The 24,026-nt window shown below is 61.5% G+C and carries 24 protein-coding genes and 1 pseudogene; 4 read left to right on the top strand and 21 right to left on the bottom strand.

Annotation, left to right across the window (positions count from 1 at the left end; all coding sequences use genetic code 11):
* Positions 1–5 precede the first annotated feature (5 nt).
* The 11 genes from NANH_RS0120105 to NANH_RS26690 form a co-directional block, all read right to left on the bottom strand.
* Positions 6–287, bottom strand: a complete 282-nt coding sequence (locus tag NANH_RS0120105) for a hypothetical protein (protein WP_027263680.1) — start codon at positions 285–287, stop codon at positions 6–8.
* 313 nt (positions 288–600) lie between these two features.
* Positions 601–1,125 (bottom strand): TlpA family protein disulfide reductase, encoded by a 525-nt coding sequence (locus NANH_RS0120095; protein WP_027263678.1) that lies wholly within the window; start codon positions 1,123–1,125, stop codon positions 601–603.
* On the bottom strand, positions 1,122–1,691 hold the full coding sequence (locus NANH_RS0120090) for a DsbE family thiol:disulfide interchange protein (RefSeq protein WP_027263677.1): 570 nt from the start codon (positions 1,689–1,691) through the stop codon (positions 1,122–1,124). The genes NANH_RS0120095 and NANH_RS0120090 overlap by 4 nt, the downstream gene beginning before the upstream one ends.
* Positions 1,688–2,173, bottom strand: a complete 486-nt coding sequence (locus NANH_RS0120085; RefSeq protein WP_027263676.1) for a c-type cytochrome — start codon at positions 2,171–2,173, stop codon at positions 1,688–1,690. The genes NANH_RS0120090 and NANH_RS0120085 overlap by 4 nt, the downstream gene beginning before the upstream one ends.
* Positions 2,170–2,298 (bottom strand): hypothetical protein, encoded by a 129-nt coding sequence (locus tag NANH_RS29610; RefSeq protein ID WP_268951259.1) that lies wholly within the window; start codon positions 2,296–2,298, stop codon positions 2,170–2,172. The genes NANH_RS0120085 and NANH_RS29610 overlap by 4 nt, the downstream gene beginning before the upstream one ends.
* A gap of 4 nt (positions 2,299–2,302) precedes the next feature.
* On the bottom strand, positions 2,303–2,800 hold the full coding sequence (locus tag NANH_RS0120075) for a DUF411 domain-containing protein (RefSeq protein WP_027263675.1): 498 nt from the start codon (positions 2,798–2,800) through the stop codon (positions 2,303–2,305).
* An 11-nt stretch (positions 2,801–2,811) separates the two neighbouring features.
* The gene (locus NANH_RS26700) at positions 2,812–3,744 is read right to left on the bottom strand and encodes a beta propeller repeat protein (protein WP_027263674.1); all 933 of its coding nucleotides are present in this window, start codon (positions 3,742–3,744) and stop codon (positions 2,812–2,814) included.
* 20 nt (positions 3,745–3,764) lie between these two features.
* Positions 3,765–5,150: a multicopper oxidase family protein gene (locus NANH_RS0120065; protein ID WP_245601478.1), complete on the bottom strand. Its 1,386-nt coding sequence runs from the start codon at positions 5,148–5,150 to the stop codon at positions 3,765–3,767.
* A gap of 207 nt (positions 5,151–5,357) precedes the next feature.
* Entirely contained in the window at positions 5,358–5,699 is a 342-nt protein-coding gene (locus NANH_RS0120060; protein ID WP_027263672.1) for a hypothetical protein, read from the bottom strand.
* A 9-nt stretch (positions 5,700–5,708) separates the two neighbouring features.
* The gene (cueR, locus tag NANH_RS0120055) at positions 5,709–6,146 is read right to left on the bottom strand and encodes a Cu(I)-responsive transcriptional regulator (RefSeq protein ID WP_005666896.1); all 438 of its coding nucleotides are present in this window, start codon (positions 6,144–6,146) and stop codon (positions 5,709–5,711) included.
* An 88-nt stretch (positions 6,147–6,234) separates the two neighbouring features.
* Positions 6,235–8,721: a vitamin K epoxide reductase family protein gene (locus tag NANH_RS26690; protein WP_245601477.1), complete on the bottom strand. Its 2,487-nt coding sequence runs from the start codon at positions 8,719–8,721 to the stop codon at positions 6,235–6,237.
* Between the two features lie 401 nt (positions 8,722–9,122).
* On the opposite strand from NANH_RS26690, the gene NANH_RS26680 reads away from it, so the two are divergent.
* A complete protein-coding gene (locus tag NANH_RS26680) occupies positions 9,123–11,438 on the top strand; it encodes a heavy metal translocating P-type ATPase (protein ID WP_074920683.1) in 2,316 nt (771 codons plus the stop codon).
* Positions 11,439–11,570: 132 nt separating this feature from the next.
* Here NANH_RS26680 and NANH_RS0120035 read toward each other — a convergent pair whose 3' ends face one another.
* Genes NANH_RS0120035 through NANH_RS0120010 form a run of 6 tightly spaced genes read right to left on the bottom strand, consistent with a single transcriptional unit; the run spans position 11,571 to position 16,008 of the window.
* Positions 11,571–11,903 carry a hypothetical protein gene (locus NANH_RS0120035; RefSeq protein ID WP_322786813.1) on the bottom strand — a complete coding sequence of 111 codons (333 nt, stop codon included), beginning with the start codon at positions 11,901–11,903 and terminating at the stop codon, positions 11,571–11,573.
* 31 nt (positions 11,904–11,934) lie between these two features.
* A complete protein-coding gene (gene merA / locus NANH_RS0120030) occupies positions 11,935–13,386 on the bottom strand; it encodes a mercury(II) reductase (protein ID WP_027263670.1) in 1,452 nt (483 codons plus the stop codon).
* Between the two features lie 59 nt (positions 13,387–13,445).
* The gene (locus tag NANH_RS0120025) at positions 13,446–14,795 is read right to left on the bottom strand and encodes a dihydrolipoyl dehydrogenase family protein (protein ID WP_027263669.1); all 1,350 of its coding nucleotides are present in this window, start codon (positions 14,793–14,795) and stop codon (positions 13,446–13,448) included.
* A gap of 39 nt (positions 14,796–14,834) precedes the next feature.
* Entirely contained in the window at positions 14,835–15,245 is a 411-nt protein-coding gene (gene merF, locus NANH_RS27570; RefSeq protein ID WP_027263668.1) for a mercury resistance system transport protein MerF, read from the bottom strand.
* Between the two features lie 37 nt (positions 15,246–15,282).
* Entirely contained in the window at positions 15,283–15,588 is a 306-nt protein-coding gene (locus tag NANH_RS0120015) for a heavy-metal-associated domain-containing protein (RefSeq protein ID WP_027263667.1), read from the bottom strand.
* Positions 15,589–15,600: 12 nt separating this feature from the next.
* Complete coding sequence (locus NANH_RS0120010; RefSeq protein ID WP_027263666.1) at positions 15,601–16,008, bottom strand: mercuric transporter MerT family protein; 408 nt, start codon at positions 16,006–16,008, stop codon at positions 15,601–15,603.
* A gap of 96 nt (positions 16,009–16,104) precedes the next feature.
* On the opposite strand from NANH_RS0120010, the gene NANH_RS0120005 reads away from it, so the two are divergent.
* Positions 16,105–16,506: a MerR family transcriptional regulator gene (locus tag NANH_RS0120005; RefSeq protein WP_036051002.1), complete on the top strand. Its 402-nt coding sequence runs from the start codon at positions 16,105–16,107 to the stop codon at positions 16,504–16,506.
* Between the two features lie 69 nt (positions 16,507–16,575).
* Here the strand turns inward: NANH_RS0120005 and NANH_RS26670 are convergent, their stop codons facing one another.
* Positions 16,576–16,941, bottom strand: coding sequence for a hypothetical protein (locus NANH_RS26670; protein WP_175543423.1), 366 nt, complete (start codon positions 16,939–16,941; stop codon positions 16,576–16,578).
* A gap of 197 nt (positions 16,942–17,138) precedes the next feature.
* On the opposite strand from NANH_RS26670, the gene NANH_RS0119990 reads away from it, so the two are divergent.
* Entirely contained in the window at positions 17,139–18,755 is a 1,617-nt protein-coding gene (locus tag NANH_RS0119990) for an ISL3 family transposase (RefSeq protein ID WP_073038202.1), read from the top strand.
* A 27-nt stretch (positions 18,756–18,782) separates the two neighbouring features.
* Positions 18,783–18,965, top strand: a pseudogene (locus tag NANH_RS28100) (ABC transporter substrate-binding protein); the annotation flags it as partial.
* A gap of 237 nt (positions 18,966–19,202) precedes the next feature.
* Here the strand turns inward: NANH_RS28100 and NANH_RS0119980 are convergent.
* Genes NANH_RS0119980 through NANH_RS0119970 form a run of 3 tightly spaced genes read right to left on the bottom strand, consistent with a single transcriptional unit; the run spans position 19,203 to position 24,008 of the window.
* On the bottom strand, positions 19,203–22,286 hold the full coding sequence (locus tag NANH_RS0119980; protein ID WP_027263663.1) for an efflux RND transporter permease subunit: 3,084 nt from the start codon (positions 22,284–22,286) through the stop codon (positions 19,203–19,205).
* A gap of 32 nt (positions 22,287–22,318) precedes the next feature.
* Positions 22,319–23,467 (bottom strand): efflux RND transporter periplasmic adaptor subunit, encoded by a 1,149-nt coding sequence (locus tag NANH_RS0119975; RefSeq protein WP_027263662.1) that lies wholly within the window; start codon positions 23,465–23,467, stop codon positions 22,319–22,321.
* Positions 23,454–24,008, bottom strand: a complete 555-nt coding sequence (locus NANH_RS0119970) for a TetR/AcrR family transcriptional regulator (protein ID WP_245601476.1) — start codon at positions 24,006–24,008, stop codon at positions 23,454–23,456. Before NANH_RS0119970 ends, NANH_RS0119975 begins: the two co-directional genes overlap by 14 nt.
* Positions 24,009–24,026: the final 18 nt, after the last annotated feature.

The raw sequence follows: 24,026 nt of genomic DNA, 5'->3' as shown, positions 1-24,026 counted from the left end.
GCTGTTCAGCCCTTGTCGGTCGAAGGGGCGGTTTCATTCTTGGAGTTGTTCATTGCCTCCATCATCTCGGTGCAGGCCTCCATCATCGGGCCCATTTTCTGCATCATCTTCATCATGGGCATCATGCCGTCCATGCCGGACATATCGCCGTTCATCATGTTGCCGGCCATGCCGCTCTCACCGTCCATCATCTGGCCGGACAAACCGGTGTTGTCCTGGGCAACCACGCCGGTGGCCAAAAGTGTGGACACGGCAGTCGCCATGCTCAGGTTCTTGAAAAGTGTCATTAAGTTTCTCCTTCAGGTTTTCTAGAGCTTTTCGGGTTCAGTCCCTCGACAAGCTCGGCTCTGCGGCCGAGTTACTTTTTTCGCATGAGTTGGATTTGCACATCACGCAGACGCCAAGCCCGCACATCACGGCGCAGGGTGCCACGGCCAGGATCAGCGGCGCGGCTCCGATGGCCGTCACCCAGCCCCAATTCAAGTAAAGCCCGGCGCCAATGATCGCCATTGACGCAAGAATCAGACTTCGCCGTCCCAATTGCGGCCGCCACGGACGTGCCTCCGGCGTTTCGGTGTAAGGTGATGTTTCGGACATTGGCTATTCACTCCTTTCGTTGATGATGGTCTGGATTTGGGCCATGACTTCATGGCTGTCCCATTCGGCCGGCCCCACAAGTCGTCCGCGCTCGAAACCGTTGCGATCGATCAAGATCGTGGTGGGAAGGCCCAGTACACCGAATGCCAGCATCGCCCTTGTGCTGTCGGCGAGGTACATTCCCAGATGGCGAATGCCGATTTCCTCGTAGAAGCGGCGCACCACCTTCATTCCCGCGCGGTCGATGGACAGTGGCAGGACATGGAAATCGTCCCCGCCCAGCTTTTCCTGCAAAGCGTCGAGCGTTGGCATCTCTTCACGACAGGGAACACACCAGGTTGCCCAGATGTTCAGTAGGACCACCCTGCCCCGGAAATCCGCCAGCGTCAGATCGCGCCCCGCCCCGTCCACGAAGGGCGGCGACAACATCTCTCGCGGCTTTTCGTGAAGCGGCATCAATGGTCTAGCTTGAACCGGCCTTGCGACGCCAATCGCCGCCATGCCAGTCAACAATTCACGTCGTTTCATGATCCCGCTCCTTCCTGAAGACGCCGCACCACGGGAAGGATGTTTTCCTCCAGAGAGTTGCGGTTGAAGGGGCCGATATGCTTGTAGGCAATCCGGCCCTCGGCATCGATCACGAAGGTCTCGGGCAAGCCGTAGACGCCCCAATCGATGGACACGCGCCCGTTCCGGTCGGCGCCGATGCGGGTGTAAGGGTCACCAAGCTCATCGAGAAAGCCCAATGCCTCTTCGGGACGGTCCTTGTAGTTTATGCCGAAGATCGGGACTTCACCCTGCGCCGCCAGTTCGTTCAGCAACGGCATCTCTACCCGGCACGGCACGCACCAGGATGCCCAGACGTTCACGATAGACACCTGCCCTTTGAGGTCGGCGGTCGACAGACCGTCGGTTCGTCCCTCTATCGGCGGCAAGTCGAACTCAGGCACCGCCTTGCCAACAAGTGGGGAAGGAAGAGTGTCGTTGCCATTGAACAGGCCCCAATAAAAACCTGCGCCGATGAGGGCGAAGATCGCAACTGGCAGCACGGTGACAAGCCGACCCTTACGGCGATTGGCCTCGACCGCGCTCATAAATCACCCTTGTCGTTGACAGAGACTTCCGCCTGGAATTTGCGCTGTCGATCCGGCCAGGTGCTTTTGATGTAAGAGAGAACATCGGCAATCTCGTCGTCGGTCAGGATGCCTTCAAACGCCGGCATGTCGCTTTCATAACCGGGCACGACGGCACCGACGCCGCCCTTGGTTACGATAAAGAGGTTCCAGTCCGAATGGTGCCAGGTATGGCCGGTTTCGTCATGTGGCGGAGCGGGCATGCGCCCATTGTCTAGACGCCGCCGCCAATCGGGCTGCCCCTCCAGTTCGGCACCGTGACAGGATGCGCAATTCTCCGCATAGAGCGCCTGCCCTGCTGAGATGTCGGCTACAGTCACGGGTTCGCCGAGGAAGGAAAGCCCTTCCACCAAATCCTCGTCAGTTTCCGACTGCGCGAGGACGGCAAAGCCGATCGCGGATAGTGCGACGATGGCGGCACCGATTGTTGCGGCCCGCCTCATGTCGCACTCCTGAGGTATTTCACGAGTGCGACGAGGCTGAGCACCAGAAACGCAGCGACGAGCAGGAGCAATAGCCCTCCACCGAACATCATCACACCCATCATCGGGCCGTTCATCATGTCCATGCAGTTACTCATCGGAGTAAACGGCGATCCCGCCCTCGCCGAAGGCGTAGGTCTTGAGCGTACCGGTCTTTACTCTTGCCATGCCCGGTGCGTTCGCAGGCATGCCCGGCAAAGTAATGCCGGTGATGTCGGGCTTCTCCGCGACCAGCCTTTCCAGGATCTCCGAGGGCACCAGTCCACTGACAAAATAGCCTTCGATCTCGGCCAGATGACAGCCGAGCCCCTGTTCGGGAACGCCGACTTCGATCGAGCGCTTGTCGAATTCCCGATCGTCGATGCGTGTTACCGTATAACCGTTCTCTTCCAGGTAATCGGCGTAGGTGTCACAGCAGCCGCAGCCCGGGTCGCGCCAGATGGTGATCTGCTTCGTTCCGTCTGACACATCGGTACTTGCGTGACCGGTCGCATCATCGGTGCTTTGTGCCGAAGTCAGCGTCGTGAAAGTGAAGGTTCCGCCGACGCCAAGTGCAGCAAGCGAAGCCAGGAAAATTCTTCTGTTCATGGGGTTCTCCATCATGCGATCGCGAGCGCGATCCAGGTTGCGCCGCCATCGCGGCTGAGTTTCAGAGCGCCGTTAAGTATGGCGGCCACGTGATTTTCGTCCCTTGGGTGAAGCGCGATGGCCCTCCCCTGCCCTTCTGCCTTGTGCGTCCAGACCACGCCGCCGTCCTGCGACGCCCAGACCCCCGAGGGCAGTGCCGCGTAAAGCTTAGACGGTGCCGTCAGGGCACTGGCCAGCGACAGGACCGGTTCGTCCGCCGGCAGGGGTGCCTCGGCAGGCGGTGCGTCGCCCGCCGCCAGAGCGTCCATCGCATTGCCCGGCTGAACGTCCTGCCAGCGGCAGAAACAGTCCGGAACGCGGGTCAGGCCCTTCTCGGTTCCCGCATAGATCCATATGCCGCCCATTCCGGTATCGAGATCGACCGATACCAGCGTCAGCGGGTCGCGCTCGGCCGCGTCGAGCCAGGGCCGGTCCATGGCCAGGGCCCAGGTTGCGCCTGCATCCTCGCTCTTCCAGAGGCCGTCGCCGCGGATCGCGGCATAGATCATGTCGGGGTTTCCGGCGGCCACAGCCAGCGCCGTGACCTCACCGGAGGCAAGCCCGTCGCTTCGGGTAGTCCATGACGATCCGCCATCGCCGGACACGGCCACCCCTCCCCGCGCCAGTCCGGCAAGGAGACGTCCGGGACGCGCAGGATGCGTGGCGATCGAGGAGACCGGGGAAGGTGTCGGTCTCTCTTGCCAGCTGCGACCGCCGTCGAGGCTGGCCCTCAGTGTTGCGCCTGCGATCAGCAGCGTGTCGCCGTCGAAGGCGAGCGTTCGAATATCGGCCGCCCGGTCGGCCGCGCGCACCGCGCCGGGCAATACGAGCACTGCGGCTGCACCCATACCCAGTGCCAGGAAGTGGCGTCTGTCCGGCTCAAAATTCAAGGTACTGTTTGTCATATCTTGTCCTCCTCCGGAGCTCATGCGACGCGGATCACGCCCATCATTCCCGCAGCCTGGTGTTCGAGAATGTGGCAGTGGAACATCCAGTCGCCGAGGTTGTCGGCGACGAAGGCGATCTCGACCCGTTCGCGGGGCGCCATGAGCACCGTGTCCTGCCATTCCCGATGCGGCGTCGGCGCACCGTTTCGGCTGATTACGCGGAATGAGTGGCCGTGCAGATGAATCGGGTGATCAAAAGCGGTCGCGTTGGTCATTTCCAGAATGTGACTTGCGTCGCGTTTAAGCGTCAGGAACGGGTCGAGCACATGCCCCTCGGCGGCTTTTCCGTTGACGAACCAGATGCCGCGTCCGTCATGCATCATGCCCATCATCCCGCCGCCCATCATGCCTCCACGCGGCTCCAGGCCCATCTCCCGCTCCACCATCATGCCCATCATCCCGCCGGTGAACGTCACCTCATGACGCTGCGCAGAACTCAGGTCTGGTTCGGGAATAGGGTTGACTGGCAGTGTGATCGGCCAGTCCGGTGTAGCCTCGCGCAGGGCGGTATCAGCGTAGGTGAAATCGAGGACTCGAAAATCGTTCCCGCGATAGGCACGGTCTACAAGCTGGGCTTGCGCGCCGGGCTCACCGATGCAATCCAGGATTACGTCGGCGCGCATTGCGGGTCCAAGAACGACAAGACCGCCCGGCGGGTCATGTGGCGTGACGGGTTGGCCGTCGAGCGCGATGATGCGCGGTGTATGGTCCCCGAAATCGAGCGCGAAGATCCGGGCATTCGCGGCGTTAATCAGGCGGAGGCGGATCCGCTCCCCTGATGCCACCTCGAATGTCTCCGGCACAAGACCGTTGATCGTCACGGTGTTGCCGAGGCGGCCCGCGTGACTCACGTCATGGGCATTGCCGAAATCGTCAGAAATCGATGCGTCGTCGGTCAGTCGCCAGTCGTCCAGCACCCAGGTAACTTCGCGGTCGACACGAGGGGGATTGGCCTCCTCGACGATAAGGGGACCGTAGAGACCGCGCCCGACCTGCTCGAAGCTGCGCTGATGTGGGTGATACCAGAAGGTGCCGGCATCGACTGCATCGAATTCATAGACGAACTTGTCGCCCGGGGCGATCGGCACCTGTGTAAGGTGCGGCACCCCGTCCATTGCGTTCGGAAGCCGGATACCATGCCAATGCACGGTGGTTTCCTCTGCAAGGTCGTTGGTAACCTCGACCTGCAGGCGTTCGCCTTGCCGGATGCGGATCTCCGGGCCCGGTACCTTGCCGTTGTAGCACCAGGCCGCGGTGTCGGAATGTGGCTCAGGAACAATCCTTGTTCTTCCCTGTGCGGCCCGGAGCGAGAATTTCTGGGTGGCGGCTTCCGCCGCCCCCGGAAAAGGCAGAGTGGTGGACATGACACCCGCGAGCGACGACGCGACAAAGGCGCGGCGCGTCACGGTAGGTTTGCATTTCAAAGACATCGGTCTGGGGCTCTCTGATAATTCGGTCCTCCGCCGGAGCCAAAGCGGCAACTGCGGTTGGGGAATACCTGCAACGCGGAGCGGCATTGCTCCGGCGTCACGGCATGACACTGCGGCCGCGAAACCGCGGCGCGTGTCAGATCAGAGAAGGATTTTTGGAGGCTGTTTGGCAGGTGGGCTGGTCAGACCGCGAAGATCCCGCGCGATCGGCAGTCCATGAGCGCTCGAAACTGCAAGTGGACCAAGTTCCGCCGACGCTTCCACGACCGCGGCGGCGGCCGCTGAGTTGCAGACAAAATCACATGCGACGCCCAAGGTTCCCGCCGTATCGTCATCACATGCCTCGCAGCCGACACCTGCCATTTCAACTCCGGCTGCGATCATTTCAGATGCCATCCTGGCCGAACCGGCCGCATGCGCAACCGAGCTTACCGCGAAGGCGGCAAGGACGGCTATCATGATGAGGCGGGCGACAAAGTGCATGCGGCTAATTTACCAGTGTTCAGAGGGTTGTTCCAGCGGGATGTTTTCGCGTCTCCGGACGTCGGAACGCGTCAGATCATCCATTATCGGGCAGTCCGGACGATCATCGCCATGACACCGAACAACGAGATCACGAAGCGTCGCGCTCAGCGCCTGCAACTCCTCGATTTTTTGGTCCACCCGCGCGAGATGGCTTTGTGCGATCGCCTTGACGTCGGCGCTGGACCGCTCGCGGTCCTCGTACAATGACAACAGCGTGCGACATTCATCGATGCTGAAACCCAATGACCGCGCCCGGCCGAGAAACGCCAGCTTGTGCAGATCCTGAACAGCGAAATCGCGGTACCCGTTTTCACGCCGCGACGGTTGCACGAGTCCTATATCCTCGTAATACCGGATCGTTTTCGCCGGCAATCCGCTCTGTTCCGAAACATTTCCAATGTTCATGGCTGACAATCCTCTCCTTGAAACACTAGATAGGGCTTCCACCTACTGGAAGGTCAAGAACACTCGGATACTTTTTTGTGATTACCCTTCAAACAATAAACCTGTCCCAACTCCCATAGTGTTCCTCGCTGCGCTTCCCGCGCGGCAGGCTGAGCGCGATGAGAGCGATACCGGCGAGGATACCGACAAGGCTGCCTGACACCGTGCCTCCGTCCAGGGACCAGGGCGCGATGACGAGCCAGAGGCCGAAGAGGATGTTGAGGAACCGCAGAGGACGCGCGACCTCGGCCCAGGCGATGACCGCTGTAGTCAGGACCAGTGCGCCCAGCAGGTGATCGCTGTTCGCCATTGCCGCTTCGTTACCGAAGATTGCGCGCGACAGCATCAGGAAGGCCCCGATCCCAGCACTCAGCCCGAGTGTCCATGGAACGGTAACGCCCCGCGCGCTTTGTCGGAAAATCTGCATCGGTCGCGCGTCGAAACTCATTTCGCCCCCCGTTGTACCACCGGGCAGAGCATCGCCCCTGAAGAACGCGCGCCAGAACGGTCTGCCCCGGCGCGTATTCCAGACCATGAACTGGACCATCGCGACGATTTCATCGAGTGAGAATGGGATCATGATCAGCATGGCCAGCGCCGCCATCAGGCAGATCGTGCAATAGGTGCCGATGGTGATCGGCTGGATGATGATGAAATAAATGCTGACCACACCGAGCGGCCCGACGACGATGCCGAACAGTGCGACCATCCAGGGCATCGTGCGCCAGCGAAGGCGGCTGCCCATGACGCCCATCATGATTTCGAACATGTAACTCATCGCGCCAAGGCCGCCGTCGGCAATGGGCCAGGCTTTTGAGACATCGGAGGTGATGATGTATTCGGTGCCATTCAGCGCGACCGGCGATGAAAAGAACGGCTCCCACACGCCGTCTACATGGCCGAGCTGGTAGGCCGACAGGATGCGCGACAGGATGAAGCCCACGACACCGAGCGCGATGATCGGCAGGCGCTGGACGTATGTGGAAGGGCAATAAGTCCAGCCGGGCGGGATGTCGGTATCGTCCATCATCCCCTCACGCGACATCCCCGGCATCATCGGGATCAGGATCGTCAGTGCGATCACCAGCGCGCCGATCAGCGTGTCATTGGCATAGACGGCCGCGTTTGGCGTCCAGAACACCAGCGGCGCGGCCAGCAGCCAGACGCCCAGTGCTGCATTCGCCCATTGCGCCCAGCCGTTACCATGGCGCAGCGACAGGGCGGCAAAGACCATGATGGCAAGTCCGGTGAAGACATTGTTCCACGCGGTCAGCCAACTGCGCGTGGCGGCGGCCCACAGCCCGCGATCCTCCGTCACGCGCTGGACCGCCGCGCTGAATTCGGTCTGATCGAAGGTGCCGAAAACCGATGGCGCGGTAGCCAGCCACAGGCCGAGCGCCATGACCAGCCAATGCACCCAGAGCATCGAGAAATGCATCTGCCGCATATGCTCGTCGTGCTCGCGCCTGTTCTCCTTCGCTTCGGACTCGGTCGGTGCCTTCTCGGCAGCCTCTTCAGCCACGGCGTTCTCGACCTTGGCCGCCGAGACCCGCGCCGCGTTCAACCCGTTCGCTTCGTACCATTCGTAGGGATCGTCCTTCAGGCGCTGAAGGATGCCCGGCATGTCCTCGCGCAGGCTGTGCTGAGGAGCCCAGCCCAGAAGCTTCTTCGCGGCGGACAGGTCGAGTTCATAATGATCGCTGGAAATATCGACCATCCACGCCCGGATGAAAGCATCCTCGCCAAATACCTTGTTTTCCGTCCAGGCGCCGAGCTTGGCCAGTTGGGGCGGCACGTTCCACGTGATCCAGTCTTCGCCATGCAGTTCGCGTCCGATCAGTCGCTGCAATTCTCCGAACGGGATCGGGTCGGCCTCGCCCAGTAGCACCGGAAAAACGTCCGGCAGCTTGACGCGCCGATCAACGATACGTTCCACCGCGTCTAGAAAATCGTCGAGATGCAGGAACGCCTGCCCGCGCGACAGATCGCCAGGATAAACCTTGCCGCTGAATCGTCGTTCGTGAATGCGGGCGATCTGGTGGGTCAGAAAAGTCGACTGCCCGTTGTCATCGTAGATACCGGCGGGGCGCATCAGCACGAGTTTCTCGTCGCCCCTTACCTCGCGCAGTACCTTCTCCGTGCGCACCTTGGATGCGCGGTAAGGAAACCTGGGATCGAGAGGATGATCCTCGTCTATCGGCTCCCCCGGCTCGGTCGGCGCATGGGCAAGCATGGTGGAAGCGAAGACGAACTGTTCAAGCTCAAACCCCTGAAGACCCTTCATCAGCCGTTTTGAGCCTTCGACCGTAACGGCATCATACGCCGGATCATCCTCGCCGCTGAGATCGAAATAGCCCGCAAGGTGAATGCAGGCGGCAATCCTGTCGCCGTAAGCCAGCCGCACACGATCAAGCGCGGTATCGACACTTGCCTGATCGGTGATGTCGAAGCAGACGCACTCGGCCTGATGCGGCGGATGGGGCGGCGAATACCGGTCAAGTCCGACGACGCGGTAGCAACCGTGTAATCGCCGCACCGCCGCACCACCGCGGACCCGAGATACCCGCTCGACCCCGTGACAATGACGACTGGCTTGCTTTCATCCGCCATGGAGACACTCCGGCTTTCCGCTATGTGCGCAAGTATTTCACCAGCGCAATGATCGCGAGAACCAGCACCACGATGACAAGAAGCCAGACGATTCCCATGCCAAGCATCATGCCGCCACCCATCATTCCACCATCCATCATGATCTTATTCCTTCTTTCAGTTGCTACCGGTTCAACTAAGTCATTGGCATTTGGTTTCAATTTCCAGCGCTGGAAGGTTGGAGGCCGCGTCTGGGATCGAACATTTGAAAGGGTGCAGGCTTCTATTGACCTTCCAGCAACTAGAAGCATTAAGTGAATTGTCAGCAGCCTGCCGAAGGAACCTGACATGGACACTAAAAAAGCAGAAACACGCGAAGTCACTGATCCCGTCTGCGGGATGAAGGTCGATCACGCGACAGCCAAACACCGATCAACTCACGCGGGCGAAGAGTTTCTGTTCTGCTCGTCACGATGCAAGGACAAGTTCGACGCCGAGCCCGAGACGTATTTGGGTGCAGGGCCGGCGCCGGAGCCGATGCCCGAGGGAACGATTTTCACCTGCCCGATGCACCCCGAAATCGAGCAGGTCGGACCGGGTGACTGCCCGATCTGCGGGATGGCTTTGGAACCCAAGGGCGTGCCCACTGGTGACGAAGGCCCGAATCCCGAACTCGTTGATTTCACCCGCCGCTTCTGGATTGGCGGGGCGCTGACCATCCCCGTCGTCCTGCTCGCGATGGGCGGCTATGTCGGCATGCCCATTCGCGACTGGACGGGGGAAAGGCTTGCTCACTGGCTGGAGCTGATCCTGGCGACGCCGGTCATTCTCTGGGCCGGCTGGCCGTTTCTCGTGCGAGGCTGGAAGAGCTTCCGCACGCTGAACCTCAACATGTTCAGCCTGATCGCCATGGGCGTCATCGCGGCCTGGACCTTCAGCACCGTCGCGGTGATCGCACCAGGCCTTTTCCCTGCGGGCTTCCGCGACGACCAGGGCAATGTCGGCATCTATTTCGAGGCAGGGGCAGTGATTGTCGTGCTGGTTCTGCTCGGCCAAATCCTGGAGCTGCGCGCACGTGAGCGAACCGGCTCCGCCATTCGAGCTCTGCTCGACCTTGCCGCCAAGAGCGCCCGAATTATCCGTGCCGATGGAAGTGAGGAAGAAGTAGCGCTTGAGCATGTCCAGATCGGCGATCACATCCGGGTACGACCGGGCGAGAAAGTGCCGGTGGATGGCGAAGTGATCGACGGGCGGTCCTCTGTCGACGAGTCGATGCTCACCGGCGAACCCGTGCCGGTCGAAAAGGTGACAGGCGATACCGTTACTGGTGCCACGATCAACGGCACTGGCAGCATTATCATCGAAGCGAAACGCGTCGGTGAGGACACGATGCTCGCGCAGATCGTCGAGATGGTGGCAGCCGCACAAAGGTCGCGCGCGCCCATCCAGAAGCTCGCCGACGCAGTGGCAGGGCATTTCGTGCCGGCCGTGATCGCCGTGGCCATCGTTTCATTCATTGCCTGGTCGATCTGGGGGCCCTCCCCTGCCCTCGCCTATGGTCTCGTTTCCGCCATTGCGGTGCTCATCATCGCTTGTCCCTGTGCGCTCGGGCTCGCGACACCGATGTCGATCATGACGGCGACCGGACGCGGCGCTCAGGCGGGCGTCCTCATCAAGAATGCCGAAGCTCTGGAAGCGTTCGAGAAGGTCGACACCCTGATAGTCGACAAGACCGGCACATTGACCATGGGCAAGCCGGAGCTTGCCGCCGTCCTTCCCGAGGACGGCCATGACGAGGAAGAGGTCCTGCGGCTGGCCGCCAGCCTTGAACGCGGGTCGGAGCACCCCCTGGCCGAGGCCATTGTTCGCGGGGCCGAGGCGCGCGGGATAGACCTTGCCAGCGCGCATGACTTCGAGGCGGTCACCGGCATGGGGGTCAAGGGCAGCGTGGACGGTAAGTCCGTCGCTCTTGGGAACGCGCGAATGCTTGGTGAGCTTGGAATCGACGCGCCTGCCGCGAGCCAAGTTGCTAACGCCCGTCGCGACGAAGGAGAAACGGTGATGTTCGTCATCATCGACGGCGCCGTGGCGGGCCTTGTCAGTGTCGCCGATCCGGTCAAGGAAACGACGCCCGCCGCATTGAAGGCGCTGCACGAACTGGGCTTCCGGATTGTCATGGCGACAGGTGACAACGAACGCACGGCGCGTGCCGTCGCGTCACGGCTTGGCATCGATGATGTCCGGGCCGATGTCTTGCCCGAAGACAAGGCCCGCATCATCCGCGAGCTTCAGGCCGAGGGTCGCAAGGTCGCGATGGCTGGCGACGGCGTGAATGACGCGCCTGCCCTGGCACAGGCGGACGTCGGGATCGCAATGGGAACCGGTGCAGATGTGGCCATTGAGAGCGCCGGCTTCACGCTGTTGAAGGGCGATTTGAATGGACTTGTCCGCGCGCGGCGTCTTTCGCTGGCGACGATGCGAAACATCCGGCAGAACCTCTTCTTCGCGATGATCTACAACACGGCCGGCGTTCCGATCGCTGCGGGAATCCTGTATCCATTCTTCGGGTTATTGATCTCTCCGATGTTTGCAGCCGCTGCGATGAGCCTTTCTTCTGTTTCGGTAATTGGAAATGCTCTCAGGTTGCGGACGGTCCGGTTATGACCTGTATCAAGCTCAGTGGTCCAATAATCCATCGCGCGGATACAGCACTCTCCTGCCGATTGACCAAGTGTTCTACAAAATCGTAGGCGACGCCGACAGGGACGGTCAAAAGTCGTCGTTCCGCAAGGTCCATCAACGATACCTGCCCTCGCGCTCCGTGATGGCCGCGATAGCCCACGCGCCAATCCCGATCACCGCACCCAGCCACTTCCATCCCTGGCTTCTCAGGTCCACAAGGCCATACCCGTAAGCCAATACGGCCAGCGCCATCACAAAGAAAAACGGTCCGGTCCAGAAGCAATGCCGCCGCTTGCACCGGTGCGCGTTCCAAAGACAAGCTGCTCCCATCCAGATCAGCGCTATGACCCAGACCCAGGTCTTGACCGGATGCGGGACGCCGATCGCCAGGAGCATCGCGGCGATTGGCAAGCCCCAGCCGATCAGCCCCCCGGGAAGCGTCGACAAGAAGTCCGATCTATCGCCTGATGCCATGGTCTCACCCCGCGCAGCAGCTGAGCTTTGCTACATCCTTGTCAAAGGTTTGTGCGGCCAGTTTCAGTCCTTCAACCGTGGTCAGATATGGGAAGATCGTTTCGCCGAGCGCCCCTGCGGTCATACCGAACCTGAGGGTCATGGCAAGCGTCTGGATGGTCTCAGAGCCCTCGGGTGCTGCGATCTGACCGCCCAGCAGGCGGTCGGTCTTGACGTCGGCCACCAGCTTGATCACGCCGTGGGTATCGCGTGCAGCGGCGGCGCGCGGGACGTTGTCGAGCGTGATCACGCTGGTCTTGACGTCGTACCCCGCCGTCTTGGCCTCGGCCTCCGAAAGGCCGACGCCGGCCACTTGTGGGTCGGTAAACACGACCCACGGCATCGCCGCGTTGTCATAGCGCATCTGCTCCAATCCAAGGGCATTATTGATCGCCACCTTGGCACCATAGGCCGCCATGTAGACGAACTGGTCACGGTCAGTGACATCGCCCGCGGCCCAGACGCCGGCACGCGTGGTCGCCATGTCGGGGCCGACCATGACCGAGCCGCGCGCATCGGTCTCGATGCCAAGCTCTTCCAATCCAAGGTTCTCGGAATTGGCGATCCGACCGGTGGTCACAACCAGCCGTTCGGCGGTCAGATCCTCGGTCTTGCCACCCCGTTCGACAGTCAGACTGACGCCGCCCGCAGCTTTCGCGACCGAGACGTAAGCAAGACCGGTCTCGACCGTGATGCCCTCGACCTTCAGCGCCTCCGTCAGCGCCTCGGTCACCTCCGGCTCGGCGCCTGGCAGAAGGCGTGAGCGGGTCACTAGCGTGACCTTCACACCCAGTCTCGAGGCCATTTGCGCCAGCTCGCAGCCGATATAGCCGCCGCCCAGAACGAGGATGCTTTCGGGCCGGTCGGGTAGAGTCAGCAGTCCCCAGGAATCCAACGCCTCCACGGCCTCGATCCCGTCAATTACAGGTATATGCGGGCGAGACCCGGCGGCAATCAGGACGCGCGGTGCGGATATCACCCGGCCTCCGACAGCGACGCCACCCTCGACCAGTCGCGCCGGGCCTTCCTCGATATAAGTGACGTTCTCATAGGCGGGCAGCAGGTCGATGTATTTCTTCTGCCGCATCTCCTCGACCAGATCGGCGGTGCCTTTCACCACGCCACCCCAGTCCACGGCATGGGCGCAAGGCGAGATGCCCGGAAACCGGGCAGCGGACGCGCCGCCATGGACCGCCTCGGCGGCGCGGATCATCGCCTTGGATGGCACGCAGCCAACGTTCACACAGGTGCCGCCGATGGTGCCGTGCCCGACAAGAGCCACGCGCTTTCCGGCCTCGGCTGCCGTGATCGAGGCAGAGAACCCGGCCGAGCCGGCTCCCACGACGATGAGGTCATATTGGTCGCCGCTCACCTCTTTCGATGAGCAGCAATCCTTTTTCTTGACGGTCTGGTCCATGTCTTCTTCCTTGGCCTGCGACCGGACATCGCGACGGTCGCCCGGCCAAAATTCTGAAATTACACCATCGACCCGATGTCGGAGGCATAGCTCGGATAGGCGAAGATCATCGCCTTGATCTGGTTGGCGGTCTGCCCGGCACCCATGGCCATGGCGAAGAGATTGATCTGTTCCTCGGAGCCCGGTCCGATCAGATGCGCGCCGAGGATCTGCCCGCTGCCATGTTCGACAAGAACCTTGAATCCGGTATGTTTCGCGCCGACGCGCAGCGACGAATACCAGTCCCCGGTCTTTTCGAAATGGGTGTCGAACTTCAGCCCTTGTTCCCTGGCCACCGCTTCCGACAAGCCCACGGTGGCCACCATCGGCAGGGTGAAGACTACCGACGGGATCGGCGGATAATCCACGGTACGCTCGTCCTCTCCAGCCAGCAGGTTCTTGCCTGCCACACGCCCTTCGAAGGCGGACACCGGGGTCAGCTTGGGCCCACTGTCAGCGCAGTCGCCCGCGGCGAAGATCGCCGGATTGGTGGTGCGCATCGCGTCACTCACATTGATGCCGCGGCGCGAGTATTCGACGCCTGCGGCTTCGAGGTTCAGCCCGTCGATATTCGGCACCCGGCCTGTGCCATGCACCACCAGGTCGCAGGTCACGATTTCGGTGCCGTCGGCGCGTTCCACTGTGACGGTGAATTCATCGCCCTGTTTCTCGATCTTCGTGACCTTCGCCTTGGTGCGCAGGTCGATGCCAAGTTCCTCGGTGCCTTCGACCAGCATTTCGACCAGGTCGGGGTCGAAGTTGCCAAGGGGGCGATCCGCCATCTCCAGCACGGTCACTTCGCTGGACCCGGCGCGCCTGACGATATGTGCGAATTCCATCGCGATGAAGCCACCGCCGACAAAGGCGATGCGGTCAGGCCGGTCGGGGAGTTCAAGAAACTCGGTGCTGGTGGTCAGATGCTCTTCGCCGGGAATGTTCAGCGTCATCGGCCGCGCGCCGGTGGCGATGTGGAAATGCTTCGCCGTCAGGGTTTTGCCGTTCAACTCGATCGTATCGGAGCCGGTGAACCGTACCTCTCCGTGCAGGACGTCAATCCCCGCCTTCTCCATTCCGCCTTCGATGCGCGGCGGCATATCGTCGGTGAAGCTGCGCTTGAAGGCGATCATGTCGGGCCAGGTGACCGAAGGTTGCGCCTCCAGCCCCTTGCCTTCCATGTTTTCGGCCCATTCGACACCCTCGGTGACCGCGACCAGCATTTTCTTGGGGTCGCAGCCGCGCAGGGCGCAGGTGCCGCCATGGGGTTCGCTGTCGATGCTGGCGACGCTCCAGCCTGCGTCTGCGGCCATCCGGGCGACGCCAATACCAGCGGTGCCGCCGCCGATCACGATGAGGTCATACGTCTTGGTCATACCTGTTCATTTCTTTGTGTCAGTAATTCTTGACTTGGTTCATTGCTGACCGCCTTCCATGTTTTCCGCAGCAACCCGACCGGAGTTTCGGAGCCAGAGCGCATATCCCGCTACCGCCAAAGCGGCGGCAACCGAGATCCGCAGAGCAAAGCGGAACTCCAGCCAGAACAGCAGAGCCGAAAGAACAACGGCCAAGACGATGAGAGGGATTTTTGGATTGCGCCCGAGTTTTCCAGCCTCAAGCCAGAGGGCATACGCAACCACGCTCAGTGATGTGAAAAGCATCGGGAAAAGCGCGTAGTCGAGCCATCCGACAATGGCCGAAAGCCCCACCCCGGCGACGATCAGCACCAAGACCGGCGTAAAGCAACAGATCGCCACAAATACGCTGCCGATGAGGCCGCGCCGCAAAAGGGTCGTGGGTTCATTGTTATTGTTCATGTCTGTCATGCTGTCTCCAGCTCCGGGTGCGGGTCGGTGAATGCGATCAGGAATCGCCGGACTCGACGATGTCCGCCGGATAGCCGGTGGCGCGGATTGCTTCGACGATCATGCCCTGATCGGCGGCCTCGTCATCAAAGGCGACGATGTAGGTGCCGGTGCCGAATTCCTCTCCTTCCGTGAAGTCGATGATCTCGACCGAGGGAACGCCCCGCATGGCCGCCGCCACCGTGTAGGAGCAGGTCGGGCATGTCAGTTCGCCGACCCCGATATTGATGCGCTGTTCGGCGGCGCTGGCGGGGAAAGCCGCGAGGGTGCCAACGACCGCAAGGGCAAGATGGAGTGACTTCATGGGTTCGGCCTTTCAGTAGGACAGAAGGTATGGGGTGAGATAGGGAAAGATCATCGTGACGGTGACGATGGTGGTGGCAATCCAAAGAATGGATCGCATGAGTTTCCGGTTCATGGGACGCGCGCAGGTGCCATCCGCGCAGACTTTGGCCGGGATCGGACGGTAGGCCTTGTAAAATCCATAGCCGATGAAGGCGGCACTCAGCGCGAAGGTGATCCATTTGTACTGGTAGAGAACGCCCAGCTGCGCAATGAAAACGCCGGTAACGCCGAAGCTGACCAGCACCAGCGGCAGGATGCAGCATGAGGTCATGGCCAGCGCGCCAAGCGCGCCGAGCCAGGTTGTCGCCCATTCCTTTTTGTCGGCAGCCCCTGTTTCGTCCATTGCCGTCTGCCGGCCGGCGGATGTGGTTTCAGTCATGGTTCGAATCATCCTTGCCTCAGTGATGATCTCGATCTAGGGTCTGTAGCAGGTACAGGCTCAAGAGGGTTAAACGTGATAAATCATCACAGATCGGTGAAGGTCCTCAGGCGCGGAGATCTGGCCAGGCTGACCGGCTGCAATCTCGAGACCATTCGCTACTACGAGAACATCGGCGTCATGCCCGAGCCGCCGCGCTCCAGCAAAAACTATCGCGTCTACGATGATCGGCATGTCGCGCGCTTGCGCTTCATCATGCGCGCGCGCGAGCTTGGGTTCACGCTCGACGAAGTCCGCGATCTGCTCGCCTTGGTCGATGGCGGGGCCCAGACCTGCGGCGAGGTGCAGGGTCTGGCAAATTCGCATCTCGCCTCGATCCGCGCCAAGATCGACGATCTCAAACGCATCGAACGCGTGCTGTCTTCCACCGTAGCGCAATGCACCGGTGACGATGTCCCTGAATGCCCTGTGATCGACGCGCTGACGGAGGTGACCTGAAGGGCCATAGTTGAGGACGCCCACGCATGTCAGCCAAGCGTACAATGGTGCCAGCGCCGTTGTTTGCGATCATTCGTTCCCCGCGGAGTCCTGCGTGTTCGCCGCATTTTCGGGGACCAGATAGCGCGGCACGATCCACAGATAGGCGACCATGCCGAAGAGCTCGAAGAGCGACTGGAAAACGATGACCACGGCCGCCACGTTCCACTCCGGTCCGAGCGCCAGCACCAGCGGAAGTACGACGAAGGAGTTGCGGGTTCCGAGCGAGAAGATGACCGTTCGTCGCCCGCTAGTGGGCAATCTGGCCGCCCGCCCGGTCGCCGCACCCAGAAGTGCTGCGGCGACGAGGTAGGCGACGTAAACGCCCGCCACCTGCGCCAGAACCGGCAGCGCATCCCGTACCTCGTCGACTTGCGAGGCCGCGATCAGGAACACCACGACAGCCAGAAGCGGAACCGGCAGCCAGGCGAGGCGATTTACTATCGCGGCCCGCTCCGGGCGCGCCTCTGCCCAACGCTCCAGCAGGAAAGCCGCTGTGAGCGGCAGCAGGTGTCGCGTTGCCCTTTAATCGGTTCTGCCTCACTTTGTGTGGCGCAACTATCCTGAAACTGGAAAATTCAGGAGGTATAGTTGTGAGTTCGAAGAAGCACTGGTCGCCCGGGAGCGATGTTGCCGTTCAAAGCGTTGAGCGAAGTGAAAGAGGCGGGTGGATTGTATCTGGCGTCTTGGCTCCCAACGGCATTTGCCCAGACTGTGGATTGCATTCACGCCGACGTCACGGCTGGCGGCGTCGGCGGCTGCAGGATTATCCCGCGCATGGAGACGAGGTAACGGTTGATCTCGCAATTTGCCGTTGGCGATGTCAGGCACCCGCTTGCCCACGCCGGACATTCTCAGACCAAATCGCCTCGATTGCGCGTCCATTTGCACGTCGTACTTCGCGTGTCGGGGAGATTGTCACCCATCTTGGGCATGCGACCGGCGGACGGCCAGCCGAGCGGTTGTTGCATCGTTTGGGCCTTGGAGTCAGCGATGACACGGTGCTTAGGCAGCTGAAGAACCGTGCCCAAGACAGTGGCGAGTCGCCGACAGTCATCGGGATCGACGACTGGAGTTGGCGGAAATCGCAAACCTACGGCACGATCATTGTGGATCTGGAGCGTCGCGTGGTGATCGACATTCTTGAGGATCGAGATGTCGTCAGCTGCACCAACTGGCTGAAGCGACACCCCGAGGTGGAAGTGATCAGCAGAGATCGCTGCGGTCTCTACGCCCAGGCAGCACGGCAAGGGGCACCGCAGGCGAAGCAGGTCGCTGACCGGTTCCATATCGTACAAAACCTGCGGCAGGCCATCGAGGAGCAAATGAACCTTCACGGCCGTGCGACCGGCAGGGCGCTGCTGTCCGACGCCGACAACATCACCGCAGCCGGCAGCCTTCTGAAGTCACGCCTGGCGCATAGGACGTCTCGGGAAGAGATTTTCGCCACCATTCATGCGCTCCGAAATCAGGGGCTTTCATGCAGCGAGATCGGGCGGCGAACAGGGTTCCCGCGTCGCAGCATCGCGAAATGGCTGCAGTTCGAGACACCACCGGACCGCAGGCGGGCCGCTTTGAAGCCGACATCGCCGTGGTACTTTGAAGAGTTCCTGAGCCAAAGCTGGAAGGAGGGCATTCGAACTGGCAGCGCCCTGTTCCGTCTGATCCGAGAGCGCGGTTACGAGGGGAGTCAGTCGCATTTGCAGCGTCTGTTGGCGGGCTGGCGAAAAGCAGAACAGCAAGGGAGCGACTCCAAGGTAGAGCACGAAATCCTTAAGCCAGTCCGGGACCCGGAAACGGGGCACGCGATTTCCCCGGTCATCGCAGCCGCGCTGTGCATCAAACCCCGCGGAAAGCTCACCCCGGATCAAGCGCGGAAAGTCGACGCGCTCAAGGCCGGTTCTCCCGCCTTCGCAACGATGCGAAGTCTCGCCATGCGGTTCAACGGTATCCTGCGCAGCCGCCAAGCAGACCCGCTCCCAGCATGGATCGACAACGCGATCGAAACCGATCTGGCGCCCATCGTGCGCTTTGCCCGCACATTGAACCGGGACTTCGATGCAGTCAAAAACGCCATCGAGATGCCATGGAGCAACGGCCAAGCAGAAGGTCAGATCAATCGCCTGAAGACGCTCAAACGCGCCATGTACGGTCGAGCCGGTCCAGAATTGTTGCGGGCGAGAATGCTACCGTTCCGCCACACAGATTGAGGCAGAGCCCAATTAAGGGCTACGCGACAACTCGCCAATGAGGTGATCATCGAGACCGCCTGCGAAAACCCCGCCTCGGCCAAGGTCTATCTCAGCCAGCTCGAATATCTGGCCGATTACGCCAAATGGCGCGATGCGTCCGCCCCCTTCAATCTGGGTCGGTCGCCTAATGGGCCGGACATCGAAGCCATCCGCGCCTGCGCCAACTGATACACCGAGATCAACCGGAAGGCCCGCCATCCCTGGTGGGCCTTTTGCGTATACTGCGAACGGACCGCTTTGCGGCGACATTCTCTTTTCCGGGCGCAGCTGACCTTCGAACAAGCACGAAATGTTGATGGTCTAAGGAAAAGATCGCCCGCCTTCGCCACGATTTAGAAGCTGGCGTTAAGCTACAAGCGCATTTTGTTCAAGGGGCGGTTCTACCCACTTGAAGCGTGAATCACTTCAGCCAGAGGCTGTCCCGGTTTTCGAGTCGGCGCTTTCGTCTTTTGGTGGACGGATACGGAAAAGGAGTGCGTACAGCACCGGCACGGCGACAAGGGTCAGTACCGAGGCAAAGGCGAGGCCACCCATGATCGTGACCGCCATCGACGCAAAGAAGGCGTCCGGCAGGAGCGGGATCATGCCGAAGATCGTTGTGCCGGCGGCCAGCACGACAGGGCGCAGACGGCTGACAGAGCCGTCGATTACCGCCTTGTAATCCGGCACACCGTCCGCGCGCTGCACGTCGATCTCTTCGACCAGAACGATCGCGTTCTTCATCAGCATCCCCGAAAGCGACAAAAAGCCGAGCAGGGCCGTGAAAGTGAAAGGCAGGCCTGTGAAGAGCAGCCCGAGCACCATGCCTGTCACTGACATCGGCACGACAAGCCACAGGATGAGCGGCTGGCGAACCTTGTTGAACATCAGGATCGAGATCGTCAGCATGACAAGAAAGCTGAGGGGAAGCTGCTTGCCAAGGCTGGTCTGGGCGTCGGTGGAGCTTTCATACTGCCCGCCCCATTCCATGCTGTAGCCCTCGGGAGGCGGGAGGGCCTCGATCTCGGTGCGCACGCTTTTGAAGGCCTCATCCGCCGTGAGATCCCCCCGTGCGCCGCCAAGGGCGGTGATGGTGCGTTCACGGTTGCGCCGGTGAATGAGCGCCTCCACGAGGCGCGGCTCGAACCGTTCCACAAGGTTGGCCATGGGAACGTAGGCGCCAGCTCCATCGGACCAGGCCGACAGGTCACGAACGCGGTCGATTCCGTCGCGTTCGTTCGCAGGCAGCCGCAGGTGGATCGGGATGACCTCGTCGCCTTCGCGCAATTCACCGACTCGCAAGCCCGAGGTTCCGTAGCGGACGGTATCGGAGATCGCGCTGCGCGAGGTCCCGGCCAGCCGCATCCGCGACTCGTCAACGATCGGCTCGATCAGGATCTCGCGCTGCCGCCAATTGGTGCGTGAATTGGTGATTGTGCCTGCGGCCGCGTATATCCGGGTTGCATCATCGGCGAGTTGGCGCAGAATGACCGGATCGGCACCGGAGAAGCGGACCGCCACATCGGCACCGGAGGGCGGGCCGAAAACGAGTTCTTCGACCCGGACAAGCGCGTTGGGAAATGCGGCGGGCAGATCGCGGTTCAACCGATTGGCCATGGCCGGGATCGCCTCGGCGTCGGCCACCCGGACGATCAGCTGGCCATAGCTGGCATCCGCCTGCTCCGGGCTGTAGGTCAGCATGAAGCGGCTTGCGCCACGTCCCACCAGGGTCGTCACATCCGTCACGCCCTCCTCGGCCAGGAACATCTGTTCAAGTCGCCGCATTTCACGGTCGGTGACGTTGATGTCAGTGCCTTGCGGCATCTGGAATTCGACATAGAAGAGCGGGGTATTTGACGCCGGGAAAAAGGCCTGCTTGACCTGCCCGAAGGCCATCACCGACACAACTGTGATTCCCACGATTATAAGCACAACCAGCACACGGGCGCGCAGCACGAGCCAGAGCATCCCGCGATAGATCCCGTAGAACGCGCCCTTGTAGGGATCGTCCGAGGTGTTTTTTGGGGCCTTGAGCAGCAGCTTGCCGAGATAGGGCGTGACCGTGACGGCCAGAATCCAGCTCATCAGCAGCGAGATGGTGATCACCGCGAAAAGCGAGAACAGGAACTCGCCCGTGGCATCCGGCGACAGGCCGATCCCGGAAAATGCCATGATCCCGATCACGGTGGCCCCAAGCAGCGGAATGGACGTGGAACTTTCGGTCTCGGCGGCGGCTTTTTCCGCACTCTTTCCGCGCGCCATGCCGATTACCATCCCTTCGGTGATCACGATGGCGTTGTCCACCAGCATCCCCATCGCAATGATCAGGGCGCCAAGGCTGATCCGCTCCATTGCGATCCCGAACACCGACATGAAGAACAGTGTCACGAAAACCGTAAGCCCGAGGGTCGCGCCCACCACGAGACCCGCGCGCCAGCCCATTGTCAGTATAAGCGCCCCGACAACGATGGCAACCGACATCGCAAGGCTCAGAAGAAAGCTGGAGACGGCCTGATCAACGACGACGTGCTGTTCGTAGATCGGCGTGATCTCGACACCTTCGGGCAACTCAGCCTTCAACTTCTCAAGCCGAGCGGCAGCCGCCGCGCCAACCTCGACCACGTTTCGGTTTGTCAGCGCCGACACCCCGAGGGTGAAGGCCGCGGTGCCGTTCTGCCGGATGATCTGACTGGGCTGTTCCGCCTCGTCGCGGGCGACGCGGGCAATATCATGGATCGCGACCTGCCCGACCTCTCCGGCCGCGCCAAGCCGCAACTCCTCGATCCCTTCGGGGGTCACATAACCTGGCGGCACGGACAGTCCTATCCGGGCCGGCCCCTCGGTGATCTCGCCATTATCGAAGACGAGGTTCTCGTCGTTCAGCACGCTCAGAACCTGGTTGGGCGGAAGGCCCAGCTCTGTCAGGCGCGCGGATGGAATCGAGATCGTGATCACCTCTTCGGTGAGGCCCTGAACCTCGACCTTGGCGACACCGTCCACGGTCACTAGGCCCAGCCGCAATTTCGTGGCCAGATCCCGCTCTTCGCGCGGGCTCAGACCTTCGGTTTTCACCGCGTAGAACATGCCGTAAACGTCGCCGAAATCGTCGTTGACGATGGGCGCGCGCGCGCCTTCGGGAAGCTCCCCCTCCACGTCGCGGATGCGCAGGCGCATCTCGTCCCAGACTTGCGGAATCTCATCCGGGCCATATGTGCCCTCGATCTCCACGGTGATTTGCGCCATGCCCGGCATCGACTTGGATTCGACCCGGTCAAGCTGCTTCATCTGCTGCAGCGCGTTTTCGATGACGTCAGAGACCTCTTCCTCGACCTCGACTGCTGTCGCGCCGGGATACGGCACAAAGACGAGTGCGGTCTTGAGCGTGAAACTCGGGTCTTCAAGGCGGCCCACCGTGTTCAGTCCCCAATACCCGCCAAGAAGGCAAAAGAGAATGAGGAGCCAGACCGCGACGGGCCGCTGGATGCTTGCGCCTGAAATGCTGAATGCCATGGATCTGTTCGTGTCCTGTCAAGGGGGCGGGATCAGAGCCCCGAAACCGTCACGGTCTGATTGTCCCGAAGTCGCCACCACCCGCCGGAAACGATCAATTCATCGCCCTCCAGACCTTCGAGAACCACGATCTCGTTATCGACGGGCAGCCCCAAGCGGATCGTCTGGCGTGTGACCTGTCCCGACTGTTCGTCGTAGATCCAGACTGAAGGCTCGGTTCGGCTTGAGGTATCGATCGCCGAAACCGGGACCATGACGGACTGCGCACTGGCTTCGGCGGCTGCGTTTGAAAGACGCACCCTGGCCGTCATCCCGGGCAGAAGACGCGAATCGACATCGCCCGTGATTGCGAATTCCACATCATAGGTCTGCGCCGTGCTGTTCGCATCGGTTGCAAAGGACCGAAGCACGAGCGGTGCCGTGTAGCCAGGCACCGCCGGAAAACTCGCCACGAGATCGAAAGCGTCGGGCGCGCTTCGTGCGACGGCCGCCAGTTCTTCCGGCAGAGAAATCAGGATCCTTAACTCGCTGACGTCCTGAAGACGTGCCACCGATGCCGCCGAGGTGACGTTGACATAATCTTCTATGAATGTGCGTGCCACGATCGCGTCGAAAGGCGCGACGATCTGCGTCTGGGAGAGGCGTCGCTCGGCCTCGCGCAGCGCAACTTCCGCCTGCGCGTATTCGGCGCGGGCGGTTTCAAGCCGGGATTCCGCAGCAACGCCCCGTTCGGCAAGACTCGCTGCGCGGTTGATCTCGGACTCAGCAAGGACGAAGGCCGCCCGCGCCCGATCCACGGCGAGTTCGAAATCGACCGGATCGAGCGCCGCGATCAGATCGCCCTTGCTGATCTTGTCACCCGGTTCCACCTCAAGGCGCAGGACCTGTCCGGACACCTGAAACGCGATGTCCACGGTGCGGGCCGGCACGACCCGTCCGGCAACGGTGCGACCGCGCGTAACGGTCCGGCGCGTTGCTCGGGTCACCTCGACCACGACCTCCTTGTCGGACGCGCCCGCCTGGCTTGTTTCGGCACCAGGTTCAGTCGACTCCTGGCCTGTCTGGGCCAGCACTTCGCCCAAGGACACAGGAAGAAAGGACACCATCAGGAGTGCCGCCCCCGCCACAGCAATAACCGCAGCGATCCCCTTCCAGCTTTTGTCTTTTTTACTTGAGATCATCGATCAGGGCCCTCAATCGTTCGATGACGCGTTCTCTGGTGTCCGCACCGCCATCCGGTAGCTTCAACAGCTTCTGGAAACGCAGCCCCTGGATTGCCCAAAAGGCCACCATGGCACCCGGCGCGTCTTGTGTATCGGACAGGATACGCCCGAGGTCGTCGGTCAATTCCGCCCGCAGCGGATCGAGCAGTTGCGGATCTGATGCAGCGGTCGCGAGGATCGCCATCGACAGGTCACCATCCACCTCTTCCGACTGTAGAACCGTTTCGAGATGGCCCCGGAGCGTGCGTGCGGGGTGCCGCTCGGGCACGCTCTCGAGCAATTCGCGGTGCCCGGCCAGCATCTGCGCCAACAAGCCAGACAGCAGCGCTTTCTTGGTCGGGTAATTGTAAAGCAAGCCGCCCTTGCTCAGGCCGGCCTCCTTCGCGACCGCCTCGATCGTGATCCTGCCCGCGCCCTCACGGGTGGCAATCGCACGCGCCGCTGAAAGTATCCTCCGCGAGGCGTTTCTGCATTCTGAAGGGGGCATGGGCTTGCTCAAACTATACCGTCCGGTCGG

Source organism: Sedimentitalea nanhaiensis DSM 24252, assembly GCF_000473225.1.
Taxonomy (GTDB): domain Bacteria; phylum Pseudomonadota; class Alphaproteobacteria; order Rhodobacterales; family Rhodobacteraceae; genus Sedimentitalea; species Sedimentitalea nanhaiensis.
The sequence above is the reverse complement of the archived record's forward strand: the minus strand, read 5'-3'. Positions and strand labels throughout refer to the sequence as shown.